The 16570-nt window shown below is 73.8% G+C and carries 13 protein-coding genes and 1 pseudogene; 7 read left to right on the plus strand and 7 right to left on the minus strand.

Annotated elements, in window-relative coordinates; genetic code table 11:
* Positions 1–825 (minus strand): ABC-2 transporter permease, encoded by an 825-nt coding sequence (locus Athai_RS10890; protein WP_203961399.1) that lies wholly within the window; start codon positions 823–825, stop codon positions 1–3.
* A 1986-nt stretch (positions 826–2811) separates the two neighbouring features.
* Between Athai_RS10890 and Athai_RS10895 the strand changes: the two genes are divergently transcribed.
* The gene (locus Athai_RS10895) at positions 2812–3846 is read left to right on the plus strand and encodes a 3-isopropylmalate dehydrogenase (RefSeq protein WP_239156861.1); all 1035 of its coding nucleotides are present in this window, start codon (positions 2812–2814) and stop codon (positions 3844–3846) included.
* 121 nt (positions 3847–3967) lie between these two features.
* Here the strand turns inward: Athai_RS10895 and Athai_RS10900 are convergent.
* Positions 3968–4782 (minus strand): IS5 family transposase gene (locus tag Athai_RS10900; protein ID WP_420829771.1). Its coding sequence is split into 2 segments (ribosomal slippage): positions 3968–4431 and positions 4431–4782, totalling 816 coding nucleotides; the frame shifts between segments, so codons are not numbered across the junction.
* 458 nt (positions 4783–5240) lie between these two features.
* On the opposite strand from Athai_RS10900, the gene Athai_RS34750 reads away from it, so the two are divergent.
* Both Athai_RS34750 and Athai_RS10910 read left to right on the plus strand, forming a co-directional pair.
* Complete coding sequence (locus tag Athai_RS34750; protein WP_203961400.1) at positions 5241–6242, plus strand: hypothetical protein; 1002 nt, start codon at positions 5241–5243, stop codon at positions 6240–6242.
* Positions 6243–6693: 451 nt separating this feature from the next.
* Positions 6694–7833 carry a branched-chain amino acid aminotransferase gene (locus Athai_RS10910; RefSeq protein WP_203961401.1) on the plus strand — a complete coding sequence of 380 codons (1140 nt, stop codon included), beginning with the start codon at positions 6694–6696 and terminating at the stop codon, positions 7831–7833.
* 132 nt (positions 7834–7965) lie between these two features.
* On the opposite strand, the gene ahpD is transcribed toward Athai_RS10910, so the two are convergent.
* Positions 7966–8505 (minus strand): alkylhydroperoxidase, AhpD family, encoded by a 540-nt coding sequence (ahpD, locus tag Athai_RS10915; RefSeq protein WP_239156862.1) that lies wholly within the window; start codon positions 8503–8505, stop codon positions 7966–7968.
* Complete coding sequence (locus tag Athai_RS10920) at positions 8498–9073, minus strand: peroxiredoxin (RefSeq protein ID WP_203961402.1); 576 nt, start codon at positions 9071–9073, stop codon at positions 8498–8500. Before Athai_RS10920 ends, ahpD begins: the two co-directional genes overlap by 8 nt.
* 313 nt (positions 9074–9386) lie before the next feature.
* Between Athai_RS10920 and cimA the strand changes: the two genes are divergently transcribed.
* A complete protein-coding gene (gene cimA / locus Athai_RS10925) occupies positions 9387–10997 on the plus strand; it encodes a citramalate synthase (RefSeq protein WP_203961403.1) in 1611 nt (536 codons plus the stop codon).
* Positions 10998–11074: 77 nt separating this feature from the next.
* On the opposite strand, the gene Athai_RS10930 is transcribed toward cimA, so the two are convergent.
* Together Athai_RS10930 and Athai_RS10935 are read right to left on the minus strand one after the other, a co-directional pair.
* Positions 11075–11857 (minus strand): ABC transporter permease subunit, encoded by a 783-nt coding sequence (locus Athai_RS10930; protein ID WP_203961404.1) that lies wholly within the window; start codon positions 11855–11857, stop codon positions 11075–11077.
* A 230-nt stretch (positions 11858–12087) separates the two neighbouring features.
* Positions 12088–13017, minus strand: a pseudogene (locus Athai_RS10935) (ABC transporter ATP-binding protein); the annotation flags it as partial.
* Between the two features lie 195 nt (positions 13018–13212).
* Here Athai_RS10935 and Athai_RS10940 point away from each other — a divergent pair.
* The 3 genes from Athai_RS10940 to Athai_RS10950 are packed head-to-tail and all read left to right on the plus strand — an operon-like array spanning position 13213 to position 15226.
* Positions 13213–14418, plus strand: coding sequence for a sensor histidine kinase (locus Athai_RS10940; RefSeq protein ID WP_203961406.1), 1206 nt, complete (start codon positions 13213–13215; stop codon positions 14416–14418).
* Positions 14391–14528 (plus strand): ATP-binding protein, encoded by a 138-nt coding sequence (locus Athai_RS10945; protein WP_239156863.1) that lies wholly within the window; start codon positions 14391–14393, stop codon positions 14526–14528. Before Athai_RS10940 ends, Athai_RS10945 begins: the two co-directional genes overlap by 28 nt.
* Entirely contained in the window at positions 14525–15226 is a 702-nt protein-coding gene (locus tag Athai_RS10950; protein ID WP_203961407.1) for a response regulator, read from the plus strand. The genes Athai_RS10945 and Athai_RS10950 overlap by 4 nt, the downstream gene beginning before the upstream one ends.
* 142 nt (positions 15227–15368) lie before the next feature.
* On the opposite strand, the gene Athai_RS10955 is transcribed toward Athai_RS10950, so the two are convergent.
* Entirely contained in the window at positions 15369–16436 is a 1068-nt protein-coding gene (locus tag Athai_RS10955; protein ID WP_239156864.1) for a 3-methyladenine DNA glycosylase, read from the minus strand.
* Between the last annotated feature and the right edge of the window lie 134 nt (positions 16437–16570).

Raw genomic sequence — 16570 nt, forward strand, 5'->3', positions numbered from 1 at the left:
TCAGTCCGGTGGCGGCCGGTCGGGGGAGTCGCGGCCGACGAAGCCGACCGGCCCGGACCGCGCCCCGGGGCGCCGCCCGCCACGCACGTGCCGGCCGACGCGCTTGACCTTGGCCGGTCGCCGAGTGCGACCGGCCCGCTGCGCGGGCCGCAGCCGGGAGACCAACCGCAGCTTCGGCCGCCGCCGTAGCCGCTCGGGCAGGTGGACGCGACGCCGCCACCGCCAGCGTCGCGGTGTCGGACGGCCGCGCTGCCACTCGCGGCCCCGTGCGGTCAGCCACCGGCGGACCCGGCGGCGCCGCAGCAGCACCACCATGATCAACGCCAGCACGGTGAACAGCAGCCAGACCGTGCCAAGCACGCTGATCAGGACGCCGGTGCCGACCGCGCCGCTGACCAGCAGTACGCCGCCGAGCACCGAGAACGCGGCACACAGCAGCGGCAGCAGCGGGCTGCCCCGCTGGATCAGCCGGATCCCACCGACCACCGACAGGATCGCTGCGACGAACGTGCTCCCGGCCAGCGCCGGATGGCTCCCGGTGGCGAACAGCGCGCCGGTCGTCGCGAGCATCGGTACGGCGAGGATGCCGCACAGCACCCCGGCGGCGGTGGCCGCGCCGGGCGGCTTCCCGGCCGGCTGCGGCGGCGCCGCACGGACCAACTGCCGCACGTTCGCCGGTTGCAGGCGGGCCACGGTGAGTTGGCCGCGTCGGGGCGCGCCGGCGGGCGGCAACAGATCGTCTTCGTCGGCCTGCGGGGCATCGGTCCGGGGACCATCGGTGCCGGTGCCGGTGCCGGTGCCGGCCGGTCCGGCCCGGTCTGCCATGGGTGCGCCGAACCGGGGCGACCCGGGTGGTGGCGTCGCATCCGGGTCGGGGCCGGAGCTGGCGGTCCACGAGGTGCCGCCGGGCCAGGGCGGGTCGCCGCCGGCATCGGTCCAGGGCGGCATCCCACCGGCGGGCCCGGCGGGCTCGTCGCGGTCGGCCTGGGGCGATCCCGCCGCCTCCGGGGCCGGCTCGCCCCGCCGCGGCCCGTGGTGGGCGTGAGGTCGATCCGCGTCGGCCGTCCAGGTCGGCCGGATCCAGGGCGGCGGGTCGAGCGGATCGTCGGCGCCCGACTCGCCGGGACGGGGGCTTCGCTCGGTCCCGGCCTTGCGAGAGCCGGTCGCCGTGCCGGCCCCGGGCGAGTCGGTCGCCGTGCCGGCGCCGGGCGAGTCGGTCGCCGTGCCGGCCCCGGGCGAGTCGGTCGCCGCGCCGGCCGCGGCACCGCGGCCCGCCGGATCGCCGATCGTTCCCGGCCCGGTGGCCCCGTCCGTCGGCCTGCCCGGCCCCGCCATCGGTGGCCCGGCCCGCTTCGCCGTCGGGGAGCCGGTGCGCTCCGGCGCCGGGTGCCCGGTCGGCTGCCCCGTCGCCGGACCGGTCGAACCCGCCGCTGGTTGGCTCGGGTCTGCCGTCGCCGGCCCGGGCGGCACCGCCGGTCGGGGAACGGCCGGGCCCGCCTCGGGTGGCTGGGTCCAGGGCGGGTCGGGGGCGGTACGAATCCGGCCTGCGGCGGCCCGGCGAACGGATCGATGGGCCGCTGCCGCACGGCCCGGGTCCAGTAGTTCTCGTCGCCGGCGTGCTCGGCGAAGCCCGCACCGGGCCCGGCCGCGGCGGCGTCCCCGCCCGGGCGGGGTGCGGGCGGCGGTGGTGCTCCGACGGCGGGCCCGGGGCCGGCCCAGGGGATGGTCGGCCAGTCGTCGGGCGTGGCGGGGTGCGGTTCCGCATCCGGCGCCGGGGTGGGGCGACGGCCCGACCGACCGGAACGGTCGGACGACCGGTCGTCCCGATCACCCAACGTCACAGGTGCATCCCTTCATCCGAACCTGCAACTGGATCGTATCGGCGGAAACAGCCCGTTCGCCGCGCGGCGGTACCCGACCGGGCGGCTGTCGGCCTCGCCGCGCCCTGCCGGAATACGGTTTTTGCCGGAATGCGGACTGCCCGGACCATTACGCATCGGCTGTACCGTGCCATGGCGATGGCCGGGAGGGAAGGGCGCCGGGCGTTTTCTCGGTGCTTGTTTCGCACCTTTCGTGGGCCGGTTCCGGACCGGGTCGCCCGCGAACGCTATTTCCGCAGGTCGATCCCTTGATCACGAATCAGTCGCGATGTGCCTGGCGGGTGCCGCGTATCACTGAGGCAACGCAGTGCCGTCTCGCGCTTGCGCTGTGTCGTTAATCCGGATACCGTTCATGTCGGCTACACGATACAGAGGTCCGTCTGGTGGTTCTTGGGTCATTGCCACGGGTCCGAACGGTCCGTGCACGGATGCGAGGGCTGCCGGTGGATGCTGCAGCGTGCGGGCCTGCACCCCCCACAGCGCGACGCTCACCCCCGCGTTCGCGCTCCCTGCCGGCCCCCGTGACCTGGCCGCGGTCGCGGGGGCCGTGCGCTGCCCGCGCTCGCGGACCGCGCCCTTTCCTGGCGCTCCGCCGGGGGACGATCTCGGCAGCTTTGGTGCAACCCAATCTTGCCTAAGGCGTCCCATACTCGATCGACACTGCCGTGCCTGTCAATAACCCGACACAAGTACTGACCATCTTTATGATTCTTTGGCTTTCCCGCTGCGCGCTTCAGCCGGTGCCAGCCATCTGTCCGCATCGCGGTATTCGGCGGACATGCAGCCGTTCTGTCCGATGCGCCGCCCTGCGTTGCTTCTCAAAATACGAGAATCGCGTATCGCGTCCTGGGACGTCGGCTGGCCGCGCGGGAGACTGGCAGGCGGGCGGACCGGCGCGGCCGCCGACGACAGCGACTGCGGGAGGTACGGCGTGACGGTACGGCTGGGGGTCATCGGCGGCGACGGCATCGGGCCGGAGGTGGTCGCCGAGGCGCGCAAGGTCCTCGACGTGGTGCTGCCGGACGTCCAAGCCACGGAGTACGACCTGGGCGCGGCCCGGTACCACCGCACCGGCGACGTGCTGCCGGACGAGGTGCTGGCGCAGTTGGCCGGCGAGGACGTGCTGCTGCTCGGCGCGGTCGGCGACCCGAGCGTGCCGTCCGGCGTGCTGGAGCGCGGCCTGCTGCTGAAGTTGCGGTTCGCCTTCGACCACTACGTCAACCTGCGGCCGTCCCGGCTGTGGCCCGGGACCAGCAGCCCGCTGGCCGGGGTCGCGCCCGGCGACATCGACCTGGTCGTGGTCCGGGAAGGCACCGAGGGCCTGTACTGCGGTGCCGGCGGCTCGGTGCGCAAGGGCACCGCGGCCGAGGTCGCCACCGAGGAGAGTCTCAACACGCGGTACGGCGCGGAGCGTGCGGTGCGGGACGCCTTCGACCGGGCGATGCGCCGGCCGCGGCGCAAGGTGACCCTGGTGCACAAGAACAACGTGCTGGTCAACGCCGGTGACCTGTGGGCGCGCACGTTCGCCGAGGTCGCCGCCGAGTACCCGGACGTGCAGACCGAGTACCAGCACGTCGACGCCGCGGCGATGTTCCTCGTCACCGACCCGCAGCGGTACGACGTGATCGTCACCGACAACCTGTTCGGCGACATCCTCACCGACCTGGCCGCCGCGGTGACCGGCGGCATCGGCCTGGCCGCGAGCGGCAACATCAACCCGACCCGGGCGTACCCGTCGATGTTCGAGCCGGTGCACGGCTCCGCGCCGGACATCGCCGGACAGGGCGTGGCCGACCCGGCCGCGGCGATTTTGTCCACCGCACTGCTGCTGGACCACCTGGACCGGCCGGCGGACGCCCGCCGGGTCGAGGAGGCCGTCGGCGCCGAGGTGGCGAAGCGGGTGCCGGGGGAGAAGCTGCGTACCGCCGAGGTCGGCGACGCGATCGCCGCCGCCCTCGCGGGCTGACCGGCGGCCGGGGCGGCGTCGGCCGGCCCGGTGCGGCCGGCCCGGCTGCCGGCCTGTCCGCGGCGTGCGGCGCCGGGTGGCGGCGTGGTCACCCCGCGACGCGCTTCCTTAAGACCGTGTCTCATTTGGTGATCTTGGTGAGTCTTCGGTAGCAGATCATCATGCAGGCGATCACCGCGAAGGCGTGGAAGTGTTCGGGTAGGCGATCGTAGCGGCGGGTCAGGCGCCGGTAGTTGACCAACCAGGACATGGTGCGTTCGACCACCCAGCGGTGTCGGCCCAGCCGTTGTGAGGACTCCACACCCTTGCGGGCGATGCGCACCTTGATCCCGCGAGCAGCGATCTCCCGCCGTAGTCGCCGCTGGTCGTAGGCCTTGTCGGCGTGCAGCTTGCCCGGCCACCTGCGCGGACGCCCGATGCGGCCCCGCACCGAAGGTAGAGCATCCAGCAGCGGCAGCAGCAACGCCGCGTCCGGGGTGTTGGCCGCGCTGATGTCGGCGGCGAGCGGCAGCCCGCCACGATCGGTGATCACATGGATCTTGGAGCCGGGCTTGCCGCGATCCACCGGCGACGGGCCGGTCAGATCCCCCCTTTGACCGCCCGCACCTGCACCGAATCGATCATCGCCCGGTCGAAGTCCAAGCCGCCGTGGCGTCGTAGCTGGTCCAACATCGCCCGGTGCAGCCGGACCCACAGCCCTGCATCGGTCCATTCGCTGAACCGGCGATGCGCGGTGGCTCTGGTCGTGCCGAACAGATGTGCCGGCAGGCTCCACCACGAACATCCCGCCTGCGCCGCGAACAGCATCGCCGCCAACAGGGCTCGATCGCTGGTACGGCGCCGGCCTCCGCCCTGCCGCCGGGACGGGGCGGCCGGGATCAACGGCTCGGCCAACTCCCACAACGAATCCGGGCACCACCGCTGCACATCCGACACATGATCATGAACGAACCAACCCCAAATGAGACACGGTCTAAGGGAATCTGAGTCCTCCGCCGCTCCGGTGGCCAGCGACCCGCGTCGATCTCTCGGTGCTGCATCGGTTGCGGCCGGCCGGGTTCCGGCCGGTTGTTCCTTCGCTCTATGTTGTGGCCATGTCGGACAATCAGCGCCCCGGGTCCGAGCCGGAGCCGCCGGGTGGGAACGTGCCTGGTGGCTACCGGCCTGGGGGCGATCCCCACCTGACCAACGGGATGCACCCCGAGGGTGCTCCCGGCCAGCCTGGCCCGCCGCCCCCCGGTGGGTTCGGCATGCCGCCACAGCCGCCGTACGGGCCGGGTGTGCCGCCCGCCGGTGGCCCCGGCCTCCCGCCACCCCAGTCCGGCCCGCCGTACGGTGCTGCGCCAGGCCCCGGCCTCCCGCCGTACGGGGCGGAGCCGCCCGCCGGTTCGCCGATGCCGCCGCCGTACCCGGGGGCGCCGGATCCGGGCCTGCCGCCGTACTCGCCGGGCTACGACCCCGGTGCCGCCGAGCCCGGCACGTTCTACGAGCAGCCGGGCGGCCCCGCCTCCGGCGTGCCGTACGACCAGCCGGGGATGCCCGCCTCCGGCCAGCCGTACGGCCCGGGCATGCCGCCGCCCGACCCGGGCTCGCCGTACGGTCCGCCCACCTCCGCGTGGGGCCAGCCGGCGCCGATCCCGACCACCTCGTCGAAGCTCAGTGGCGGCGCGATCGCCGGCATCGTCGGCGGCGCCTGCGCGCTGCTGCTGGTGGTGGTGCTCGGCCTGGTGTTCCTGGTGCACACCGGCAACGAGGCGAACCGCAAGGCGGCCGAGGCGCGGGCCAGCGCCTCCTCGGCGGCCGAGGACAGCGCGGAGCCGAGCGACAGCGAGTCGCCCTCGCCGAGCGAGAGCGTCTCGCCGACCGACGAGTACCGGGATCCCGCCGACCTGGACGACGAGGACACCGACCCGGTCCCGTTCGAACTCGACTCGATCTTCCCGGAGACCGCGGCCGGGATCACCCTGGACTCGGAGGGATTCTTCAGCGCGTGTTCGGACGCCGGGGACTCGAACACCGAGGCGCTGCTGCGCAAGCACGACTGCGGGAACATGGCCACCGCCGACTATCCGGACCCCAGCAAGAAGCTGCTGGCGAGCGCGATGGTGATCCCGCTGCCCACCGCCGACGACGCGGACGCGGTGGAGAAGGGGCTGGACGGGCAGAGCTCGGCGTTCAACGGGTTGAAGTACTTCTGCCCGAAGTCGGGTGCCTCCAGCCACCTGTGCGACGACGGTGCCACACCGCGGTGGCGCGCGTACTACGGCGCGTACCACCGCTACATGATCATCGTGACCGTGCTGCGCTACGACGGGGCGCTGCCCAGCAACAAGAAGGCGGATTCGACCGGTAACGGTGTCTTCAACGCCATCGAGGACACCCTGCTCGGAGAGTGACGAGCCAGGGCGCCGGCCGGGCCAGCGACCGGCGCCCGGTGGGGCGGTCGACCCGGCGACCCGCCGACTCGCCGACCTGGCGACCGCCGACCTGGGGACCCGCCGGAGGAGCCGGCTCGCCGGGTCGAAGCTCACCCCGCAGCCCCTGAGGGAACGTTCAGTGCGGCGGTTATGCTGACCCTGGTGTCCGTGCGCGGCCTATCGGCCTGGTGCGGGCCGGGTCGCCCTGCCGCGCCGCACCCTGTGCGCGTGCCGCGCCCACAACGACGATCCGACCGCGGTCGCCGGGACTCCTGTCCCGGTCGATTCGCCCGGGCCCGGTGCCGGCCCGGCTGCTCGGCCCGAGCCGAGCGCGCCGGCCGGGGCCGCCCGGGGCGGCTGAACGGACGATAAGTTCGGCCTGTTCGACTCCTACCGTGGTCCAACGACGTGCCTGGGAGGTACGCAAACGATGAGTGCTGGCAGCAACACAGCATCGGGCAGTGCGGCTGGCTTGGCCACGCTGGACTTCGAGATCCGGCCGAACCCGGCACCGGTGGCCGCGACGCAGCGCGCGGCGCTGCTGGCCGACCCCGGCTTCGGCAAGATCTTCACCGACCACATGGCGACGATCCGTTACAGCGACGGCAAGGGGTGGCACGACGCGCGGATCGAGCCGTTCGGGCCGATCTCGCTGTCGCCGGCCACCGCGGGGTTGCACTACGCGCAGGAGATCTTCGAGGGGCTCAAGGCCTACCATGCGCCGGACGGCGGCGTGACGATGTTCCGGCCCGAGGCGAACGCCCGCCGGATGCAGGCCACCTGCGACCGGATGGCGATGCCGCGGCTGCCCGAGGAGGCGTTCCTGACCGCGGTGCGGCTGCTGGTCGAGCGCGACCGGGAGTGGATCCCGACGCAGGACGGCGGCAGCCTCTACATCCGCCCGTTCATGTTCGCCACCGAGGTGTTCCTCGGCGTCAAGCCGTCCTCGGAGTACCTGTTCTGCGTGATCGCCTCGCCGGCCGGGTCGTACTTCGCCGGCGGCGTGCACCCGGTCGACGTGTGGGTCTCCGCCGAGTACACCCGGGCGGCGCCCGGCGGTACCGGCGCGGCGAAGTGCGCCGGCAACTACGCGGCGAGCCTGGCGGCGCAGGCCGAGGCGATCGAGGCCGGCTGCGACCAGGTGGTGTTCCTGGACGCGGTGGAGCGCAAGTACGTCGACGAGCTGGGCGGCATGAACGTCTTCTCGGTGTACGGCGAGGGCGACGACGTGACGCTGGTGACCCCGCCGCTGGCCGGCACGATCCTGCCCGGCATCACCCGGGACTCGGTGCTCACGATCGCCACCGACCGCGGCTGGCGGGTCGAGGAACGGCAGTACGCGCTGAGCGAGTGGCAGGCCGACGCAGAGTCCGGCCGGCTGCGCGAGTCGTTCGCCTGCGGTACGGCCGCGGTGGTGACGCCGATCGGCCGGGTCCGTGGCGCCGACCTCGACTTCACCATCGGTGGCGGGGTGGAGGGCCCGGCGACCCGGCAGCTGCGCGAGACGCTGCTCGGCATCCAGCACGGCGAGCTGCCCGATCCGCACGGCTGGGTGCGCCGGCTGCGGTAGCGGCGAGCCCGCACGCGGCGTGCCGCGGCGGCCCGGCGAACGGCCCCGGTACCGGGTGGTACCGGGGCCGCATCGTTCCGGAGAGTGCGGCCAGATGCCGCATGCCCCCGGGGTCGCGTGGTGCCGGTCGGGTCAGCCCAGCGCCTGCTCGGCCGACAGGGTCGTCGCGGCGGCGGTGACCACCGCGGCGATCCGCAGCGCGTCGTGCACGGTGCCGCGGGGCACGCCCGCCTCGCGCAACGTCTTCTCGTGCGACTCCAGGCAGGTTCCGCAGCCGTTGACGGCGCTGACCGCGAGGCACCACAGTTCGAAGTCGACCTTGTCGACGCCGGGCCGGCCGATCACCGTCATCCGCAGCCCGGCCGGCAGCGACTGGTACTCCGGGTCGCCGATCAGGTGCTTGGCCCGGTAGTACACGTTGTTCATGGCCATGATCGACGCCGCGGCCTTGGCCGCTCGTACCACCTCGGGTTTGAGCCGGTCGGTCGCCTCGGCGGCGAGCTCGGCGGTGACCGTCGCGTTGCCGGCGGCGATCGCGCAGGCCAGCGCGGTACCCCAGAGCTGCTGCTCGGGCAGCTGACCGTTGCCGAGCACCGAGCCGAGGTTCAGCTTGGTGTCCTTGGCGTACTCCGGCAGCGCGGCCTTGAGGGTGTCGAGGCCCAACTCAGGCACCCGCCATCAGCTTCGCGGCGTCGAGGGTGTCCTCGCCCTTCTTCCAGTTGCACGGGCACAGCTCGTCGGTCTGCAGCGCGTCGAGTACCCGCAGCACCTCGGCCACGTTGCGGCCGACCGAGCCGGCGGTGACCATCGAGAACTGGATCTCGTTGTTCGGGTCCACGATGAAGGTGGCCCGCTGGGCGAAGCCGTCCTCGCCGAGCACGCCGAGCGCGGTGGTCAGCTCGCGCTTGGAGTCGGCCAGCATCGGGAACGGGAGGTCCCGCAGGTCGGGGTGGTCCTTGCGCCACGCGAAGTGGACGAACTCCGAGTCCAGGCTGACGCCGAGCACCTGCGCGTCCCGATCGGCGAACTCCTCGTCGAGCCGACCGAACTCGGCGATCTCGGTCGGGCAGACGAAGGTGAAGTCCTTCGGCCAGAAGAACACGACCCGCCACTTGCCCTGGTAGGTCTTGTGGTCGATCTGGGCGAACGCGCCGTCCGGGTCCAGCGACACGCAGGCGGTCAGGTCGTAAGCGGGGAAGTGGTCACCGACGGTGAGCACGCTGCCTCCTTGCAGGCTCATTTAATGGATTCGTTCCAGATTGTGTCCGAAGCCGTGTCGGGGCTGGCGGTAGCCGTCCGGCAACGTGAAGTCGATCACGAAGCTGCCCGCATGCTGGGATCTGGCGGCCACAAGACGGACCGAGTGGCATCGTGTCAGTCATGACCCGGACTCTTCGTGGCCTGATTATTGGCACCTAGCGCGCTCCTGCCGACACACCCGTCGCGCCAGCGCGCAGACCTCCCGTGACCCGGGGGTCTTTTCGTTTTCCGGGCCGGTTTCGTTCGAGCCAGTTTCCGTTCCGCCATCCGACCTCCCCGCGAGAGGACACATCATGGGATCGCCCGCCGACGAGTTCCACCTGTTCGACACGACACTGCGGGACGGGGCGCAACGCGAGGGCATCAGCTACTCGGTCACCGACAAGCTGGCCGTCGCCCGGCTGCTGGACGAGCTCGGAGTCGGTTTCATCGAGGGCGGCTGGCCGGGCGCGATGCCCAAGGACACCGAGTTCTTCGCCCGGGCCCGTACCGAGCTGTCGTTGCGGCACGCGCAGCTCGTCGCGTTCGGATCGACGCGCAAGGCCGGCGTCGCGGTCGCCGACGACAAGCAGGTACGCGCCCTGCTCGACGCGCAGACCGGCACCGTGTGCCTGGTCGCCAAGGCCGACGTCCGGCACGTCGAACGGGCGCTGCGCACCACCCGCGAGGAGAACCTCGCGATGATCGCCGACTCGGTGCGCTACCTCACCGAGCACGGCCGACGCGTCTTCCTGGACTGCGAGCACTTCTTCGACGGGTACCGCTACGACCCCGACTACGGCCTGTCGGTGGTCCGCACCGCGCTGGACGCCGGCGCCGACGTGGTGGTGCTGTGCGACACCAACGGCGGCGGCCTGCCCTCCAGCGTGTACCGCACCGTCAGCGAGCTGCGCGGCAAGCTCGGCGGCGAGCCCCGGCTGGGCATGCACGCGCAGAACGACACCGCCTGCGCGGTGGCCAACACCATCGCCGCGGTCGAGGCCGGCGCGATGCACGTGCAGGGCACCGCGAACGGCTACGGCGAGCGGCCCGGCAACGCGGACATCTTCGCCGTGATCGGCAACCTCACCACCAAGCTCGGGCGCCAGGTCCTGCCGGACGGGTGCCTGGAGACGATGGTGCGCGTCTCGCATGCCATCGCCGAGATCGCCAACATCGCCCCCGACACCCACCAGGCCTACGTCGGGGCCAGCGCCTTCGCCCACAAGGCTGGGTTGCACGCGAGCGCGATCAAGGTGGACCCGGATCTGTACAACCACGTCGATCCGGCCATCGTCGGCAACGACATGCGCATCCTCGTCACCGAGATGGCCGGTCGGGCCAGCGTCGAGCTCAAGAGCCGTGAGCTCGGCCTGGACCTGACCGGCCACCCGGAGGTGCTGTCCGCGGTCACCGAACAGGTCAAGCGGCGCGAGGCGGAGGGCTGGTCGTACGAGGCGGCGGACGCGTCCTTCGAGCTGCTGGTGCGCGGCGAACTCGCCGACACCCCGGTCACCGCGTTCACGCTGGAGTCGTACCGGGTGATCGTGGAGCACCGGGAGGACGGCGCGGTGGTCAGCGAGGCGACCGTGAAGGTGCGGGTGCGCGGCGAGCGGGTGATCGCCACCGGTGAGGGCAACGGCCCGGTCAACGCGCTGGACGCGGCGCTGCGGGCGGCGCTGGTCCGGCACTACCCGCATCTGTCCACAGTGGATCTCCTGGACTACAAGGTACGCATCCTGGAGGGCAGCCACGGCACCGGCGCGGTGACCCGGGTCCTGGTCGACTCCGGTGACGAGCAGCGCGGCTGGACCACCGTCGGCGTGCACGAGAACGTGGTCGAGGCGAGCTGGCGCGCCCTGGTGGACGCCCTGACCTACGGCGTCCGGGCCACCGCCCCGGCCCCGGTACCGGCCACCCGTTGACCGCCGGTCGCCCCGGCCTCGTGGGGTCGGGGCGACCGGCGGCCCGGCGAATGGGCCGGTGCCGGCGTCCGGGCCGGTCAGCGCGTGTCGCGCCGGCCGAACACCACCGCGGCGGCGGCCAGCGGGAGCACGATCCAGGCCGCCATCGCCAGCCCGGCACCCCAGGGCGGCAACAGCGCGCCGTACACCGAGTGGTCGTTGCCGACGCCGGCGAGCTGGCCGGGCAGTGCGTCCGGCACGATCGACCCGATCCGGCCGTGCCAGGGCTGCGGCAGCAGGTTCGCCACGATCGGCAGGATGTACCACAGCAGTACCAGGACCGGGATGGTGCCCGCGGCCGACCGGGTCACGGTTCCCAGCGACAGCCCCAACAGCGCGAACAGCAGGACGGTCAGCCCCTGCGCGACGAGCAGCGGCGCCTGCTCGGCGAAGCCGCGGGAGTCCAGCAGCAGCGTCCGGTCGCCGACGATGCCGTGGCTGATCGCGTACCCGCAGAACACGGCCGCCTCGCCGGCGACCAGGCCGATGCCGGCGATCGCCGCGGCCTTCGCGGCGAACAGCCGGCCCCGCCGGGGCACCGCGGCCAGGCTGGCCCGGATCGTGCCGCTGCGGTACTCGCCGGTGATCGCGAGGGTGCCGAGCACCCCGGCCAGCAGCTCGGTCATGCTGCCGACCAGCCCGGCCACCGGCGCCACGCTGATGTGCGCCCGCATGCTCGGGTCGGCCCCGTCGTACACGGTGACGAGGTAGCCGCACAGCGCGGCGGCGCCGGCCAGACCGGCGACCACCACCGCGAGCAGGGCGTACGTGGAGCGCAACGAGCGGATCTTCAACCACTCGGCGGACAGCGCGGCGATCATCGGGTTTCCCTTTCCGGCGACGGGGTGTCGGTACCGGCCGGCGTCACGGCACCGTCGGCGGGGCCCGAAGGCGTCCGGGCCGGTACCGCTCGGCCCGGTTCGGTCGGGGTCGGTTCCGCCCGACTCGGTGCGGCCGGGGCCGGTACCGCGCGGCCCGGTGCGGTCGGGGCCGGTACCGCCCGGCCCGGTGCGGTCGGGGCTGGTTCCGGCCGGTTCGGCGGCGCGACCGCCGGGCGCGGCGCACTACCGCCTCGCAGCGGGGTGGCGCCGCCGAACTGGACCGACTCGGCGGTCAGCCGCAGGTACGCCTCCTCCAGCGAGGCGTCCCGGCGGGACACGCCGTGCAGCGGCAGGCGCTGCGCGGCCGCCAGATCACCGATCGCGGACTCGGACAGCCCGCTGACCGCGAGCTGCCCGTCGGGCTGGGTGGCGACCGTGGCGCCGGCCCGGACCAGTACCGCTGCCAGCTCGGCACCGCGCGGGGTGCGCACCAGCACGGCCCCGGAGTAGCGCTCGGTCAGTTCGGTGACGGTGGTGTCGGCGAGCAGCCGACCCCTGCCGAGGATGATCACCCGGTCCGCGGTCAGCTGCATCTCGCTCATCAGGTGGCTGGACAGCAGCACCGTGCGACCCTCGGCGGCCAGTCCGCGCAGCAGTTCCCGGATCCACCGCACGCCGTCCGGATCCAGCCCGTTCACCGGCTCGTCCAGGACCAGTACGGGCGGGTCACCGAGCAGCGCGACGGCGAGGCCGAGCCGCTGCTTCATCCCCAGCGAGAAGCCACCGACCCGGCGCCGGGCGACCTGCGAGAGCCCGACCCGGTCCAGCGCCGCGTCGACCGCGGTGACCGGGATCCGGTTGGTACGGGCCAGCCAGCGCAGGTGGTTGCGGGCGGTCCGGCCGCCGTGCACCGCGGTGGCGTCCAGCAGCGCGCCGACCTCGCGCAGTGGCCGGTCGATCGTCGCGTACCGGCGGCCGGCGATCAGCGCGGCGCCGCGGGTCGGCGCGTCCAATCCGAGCAGGATGCGCATCGTGGTGGACTTGCCGGCCCCGTTGGGGCCGAGGAAACCGGTGACGATGCCGGGTTCGACGGTGCACGTCAGGTCGTCCACCGCGACGGTCCGGCCGTACCGTTTGGTCAGCTGCCTCAGCTCGATCATGTCCGCACCTCGGCGGTTCGCGTCGTCATGGCGACAGGGTGCGGGGCCGGCCAGTTCCGGCGCGTCTGGCCACGGTCCGGACTTCGGCCGGAGCCGGGGTCCAGCGCGCGACCGGTGCTCGGCGGGTTCTCCGACCGAGGGCCGACGGACCGTGGTCGGAGGCGCACCGGCCGACCGGCCGGCTACCGTCGAGCGGTGCAGGACGGCAGGTGGCGGTTGACCCCACGGCAGCTGACCGGGATCGACGCGGTGCTCGCCGCCGGCGTGCTCGCCGCGGACGCGGTGCCCACGCTGGTGGTCGGCCACGCGGGTGGCTGGTCGTTGCTGGCGACGCTGCCGGCGGTGCCCGGCGCCGCGGCGTTGCTGGGCCGGCGGCGCTGGCCGGGCCCGGCGCTGGTGGCCGCGCTGCTGGCGATCGTGCTGGGCGCCGCGGCCGGTACCCTCTCGCCGTACACGCTGCTGCCCGCCGCGTGCGCCCTCTACACGGTCGCCGTCACCCAGCCGCGCCGCCGCTGGGTGCCCACCGTCGCGATCGGCGTGCTGAGCGGTGTCGGGCTGCTCGCGATGACCGCCGCCGGGCCCACCGCCGGCTCCTCGGCGGCCGGTACCGACCGGTCGCTGGCCATGCTGGTGTTCGGGCTGGTGCTGCTCGGCTGCTCGTGGACGCTGGGCCGGGCGGTGGCCGACCGCCGGGAGTACGCGGCGCGGTGGGCCCAGCAGCGCGCCGAGCGGGCGGTCGCCGAGGAACGGCTGCGGCTGGCCCGGGAGATGCACGACGTCGTCGCGCACGCGCTCGGCGTCATCGCGGTCAAGGCCGGGGTGGCGAACCATGTGGTCCGGCAGCGCCCGGCCGAGGCGCACGACGCGCTCGCGGTCATCGAGACCACCAGCCGGCAGGCGCTGACGGAGATGCGGCACCTGCTCGGCGTGCTGCGTGACGGCGAGCCGGGCGAGCTGGCGCCCGCGCCCGGCCTGCCCGGGCTGGGCGAGCTGGTGGACCGCGCGGCGGTGGTCGGCGTGCCGGTCGAGCTGTCGGTACGCGGCGCCGAGCTGGTCCCGGACGGCCTCGGCGTTTCGGTGTACCGGATCGTGCAGGAGTCGGTGACCAACGTGGTCAAGCACGCCGCGCCGGCGACCTGCCGGGTCCGGGTGACCGGTACCGACACCCTGGTGCGGATCGAGGTCACCGACGACGGCGGGGCGGCTGCGCCGCGAGGGCGCGCCGAGGCGACAGCCGGCGTGGCGCCCGGACCGGCCGGCGGGTGCCCCGAGGCGACCGCCGGCGGTCGCGCCGACGCGGCCCCGGCCGCGGCCGGGCCGACGTGTTCGCCGGGGTGGCACGCGGACCGGGCGACGGCGAGGCCGGCGACCGGATGCTGCCCGAGATCGGGCACGGGTTGATCGGGATGCGGGAGCGGGTCGCGGCGTACGGTGGCACGTTCACCGCCGGACCGCGCCCGGCCGGCGGCTTCGCGGTCCGCGCGACCCTGCCGTACCGGGGTGCCTCGTGACCGCGCCGTCCGGAACCGCCGCGACGACCTCGGTCCTGATCGCCGACGACCAGGCGTTGCTGCGCGGTTCGTTCCGGGTACTGGTGGACACCGCGGACGGCTTGCGCGCCGTCGGCGAGGCAGCGGACGGCGCCGAGGCGGTGACGCAGGCCACCCGGTTGCGGCCGGACGTGGTGCTGATGGACGTCCGGATGCCCGGCACCGACGGCATCGAGGCGACCCGCCGGATCTGTGCCGAGCTACCCGAGACCCGGGTGTTGATCCTGACCATGTTCGACCTCGACGAGTACGTGTACGCGGCGCTGCGCGCCGGTGCCAGCGGCTTCCTGCTCAAGGACACCCCGCCGGCCGATCTGCTCACCGGGATCCGGGTCGTCGCGGCCGGCGAGGCGCTGCTCGCACCGAGCGTGACCCGGCGGTTGCTCGCCGAGTTCGCCGCCCGGCCGGCCCCGGCCGGCACCACCGGGATCTCCGGCCGGGCCGCGCTGGCCGGCGTCACCGACCGCGAGCGCGAGGTGCTCACGCTGGTCGGGCGCGGCCTGTCCAACACCGAGATCGCCGACCACCTGCACCTGAGCCACGGCACCGTCAAGTCGCACATCGGCCGGCTGCTGGCCAAACTCGCCGCCCGGGACCGCGCCCAGCTCGTCATCGCCGCGTACGAGGCGGGTCTGGTCGGTACCCGCTCCGGACGGTGAGCCGACGCCGATCGTGCGGCCGTGGCCGCCGCGTCGATCACGTGGTCGGGCCGGCGGGTGGCAACGTCGGCCGCGGCTCCAGGATCGGCGCGGTGGCGGGCGCGACCCAGGGTCGAAGCGGCTGGCCCGCGGCCGGGACGAGTCAGGCGAGCAGGTGGTCGCAGGCGGCGATCAGGCGCTGCCGCAGTGGCGCGGCCCGTTCGGCCATCGCGCGCTGCGCCGCGGCGTACTCGGCGCGCCCGGCGGGCGTCTCGATCGGGATCGGCCGGTAGCCGAGCGCGCTCAGGTCGTACGGCGAGGCGCGCATGTCGATCTCTCGGACCTGCCGGGCCAGCGCGAAGCAGTCCGCCACCAGGTCGCTGCCGACCAGCGGGGACAGCTTGTAGGCCCACTTGTACAGGTCCATCGTCGCGTGCAGGCAGCCCGGCTGCTCCAGCTCCGGCTGGCGCTCGCGGGTGGGTTGCAGCACGTTGAGCGGCCGGGCCGGCTCGGTGAAGAACCGGAACGCGTCGAAGTGGCTGCACCGTACGCCCCGATCGGCGACCACCCGGTCGGTGTCGGCCGACGACAGCCGCAGCGGCCACGCCGCGTGCCGCAGTTGCTCGGGCGTCTGCCGGTACACCATGGCCCACTCGTGCAGGCCGAAGCAGCCGAACTGGGCCGGCCGCCCCGCGGTGCGGACCAGCAGGTCACGGACCCAGGCGACGGTGTCGCTGCGGCGGGCGAGCAGCGGCGAGGTGGCCAGCGTGGCGCCACCGTCGACCGGCACGTACCGCTCGCCGAACTCGGCCGGGTCGGCGCCGGCGAGCACGATCCCGGCACCCGGGTGCCAACGGCGCAGCTGGGCCGGCCGGTGCGAGTAGTACGTGAAAAGGAAGTCCTGCACCGGGTGCCGCTGCCCGTCGCGGCGCCGGGCCAGGTGCGGTCGGATCCAGCCGTCCACCCGCCGCTCGTGGTCGCTTCGACGGCGCCGCCACTCCGGTTCGGCCAGCACCCGGCACCGGCCCGTGAGGTCGCCACCTGGCGCCGCGCCGGCCACGGCGCCACGCCGGCTCGCGCCCCGCTCGCCCGGGCTGCGCTGGTCGGCGGCGTGTTGGTCCGCGCCGGGTGGGTCGGGCTGGTTCGCGCCAGGGCCGGCGGCGGACGCCGCCGTGACGGCGCCGGTGCCGGACGGCGCCGCGCCGGTGCACACGCTCGGCGGTACGGACATGCCTCCAGTCTGCCAGCGGCCGTGTGCCGGCAGCCGGCGGCGGAGTGCGTTATCCCGTCGACGCCGGGGCGTCGCGGAACGTTAGATTCTTCCCAGAGGCAATTCGTGCCGCCGCCGAATCGATCGGTGGTGGT

It is taken from the genome of Actinocatenispora thailandica, assembly GCF_016865425.1.
Classification (GTDB): domain Bacteria; phylum Actinomycetota; class Actinomycetes; order Mycobacteriales; family Micromonosporaceae; genus Actinocatenispora; species Actinocatenispora thailandica.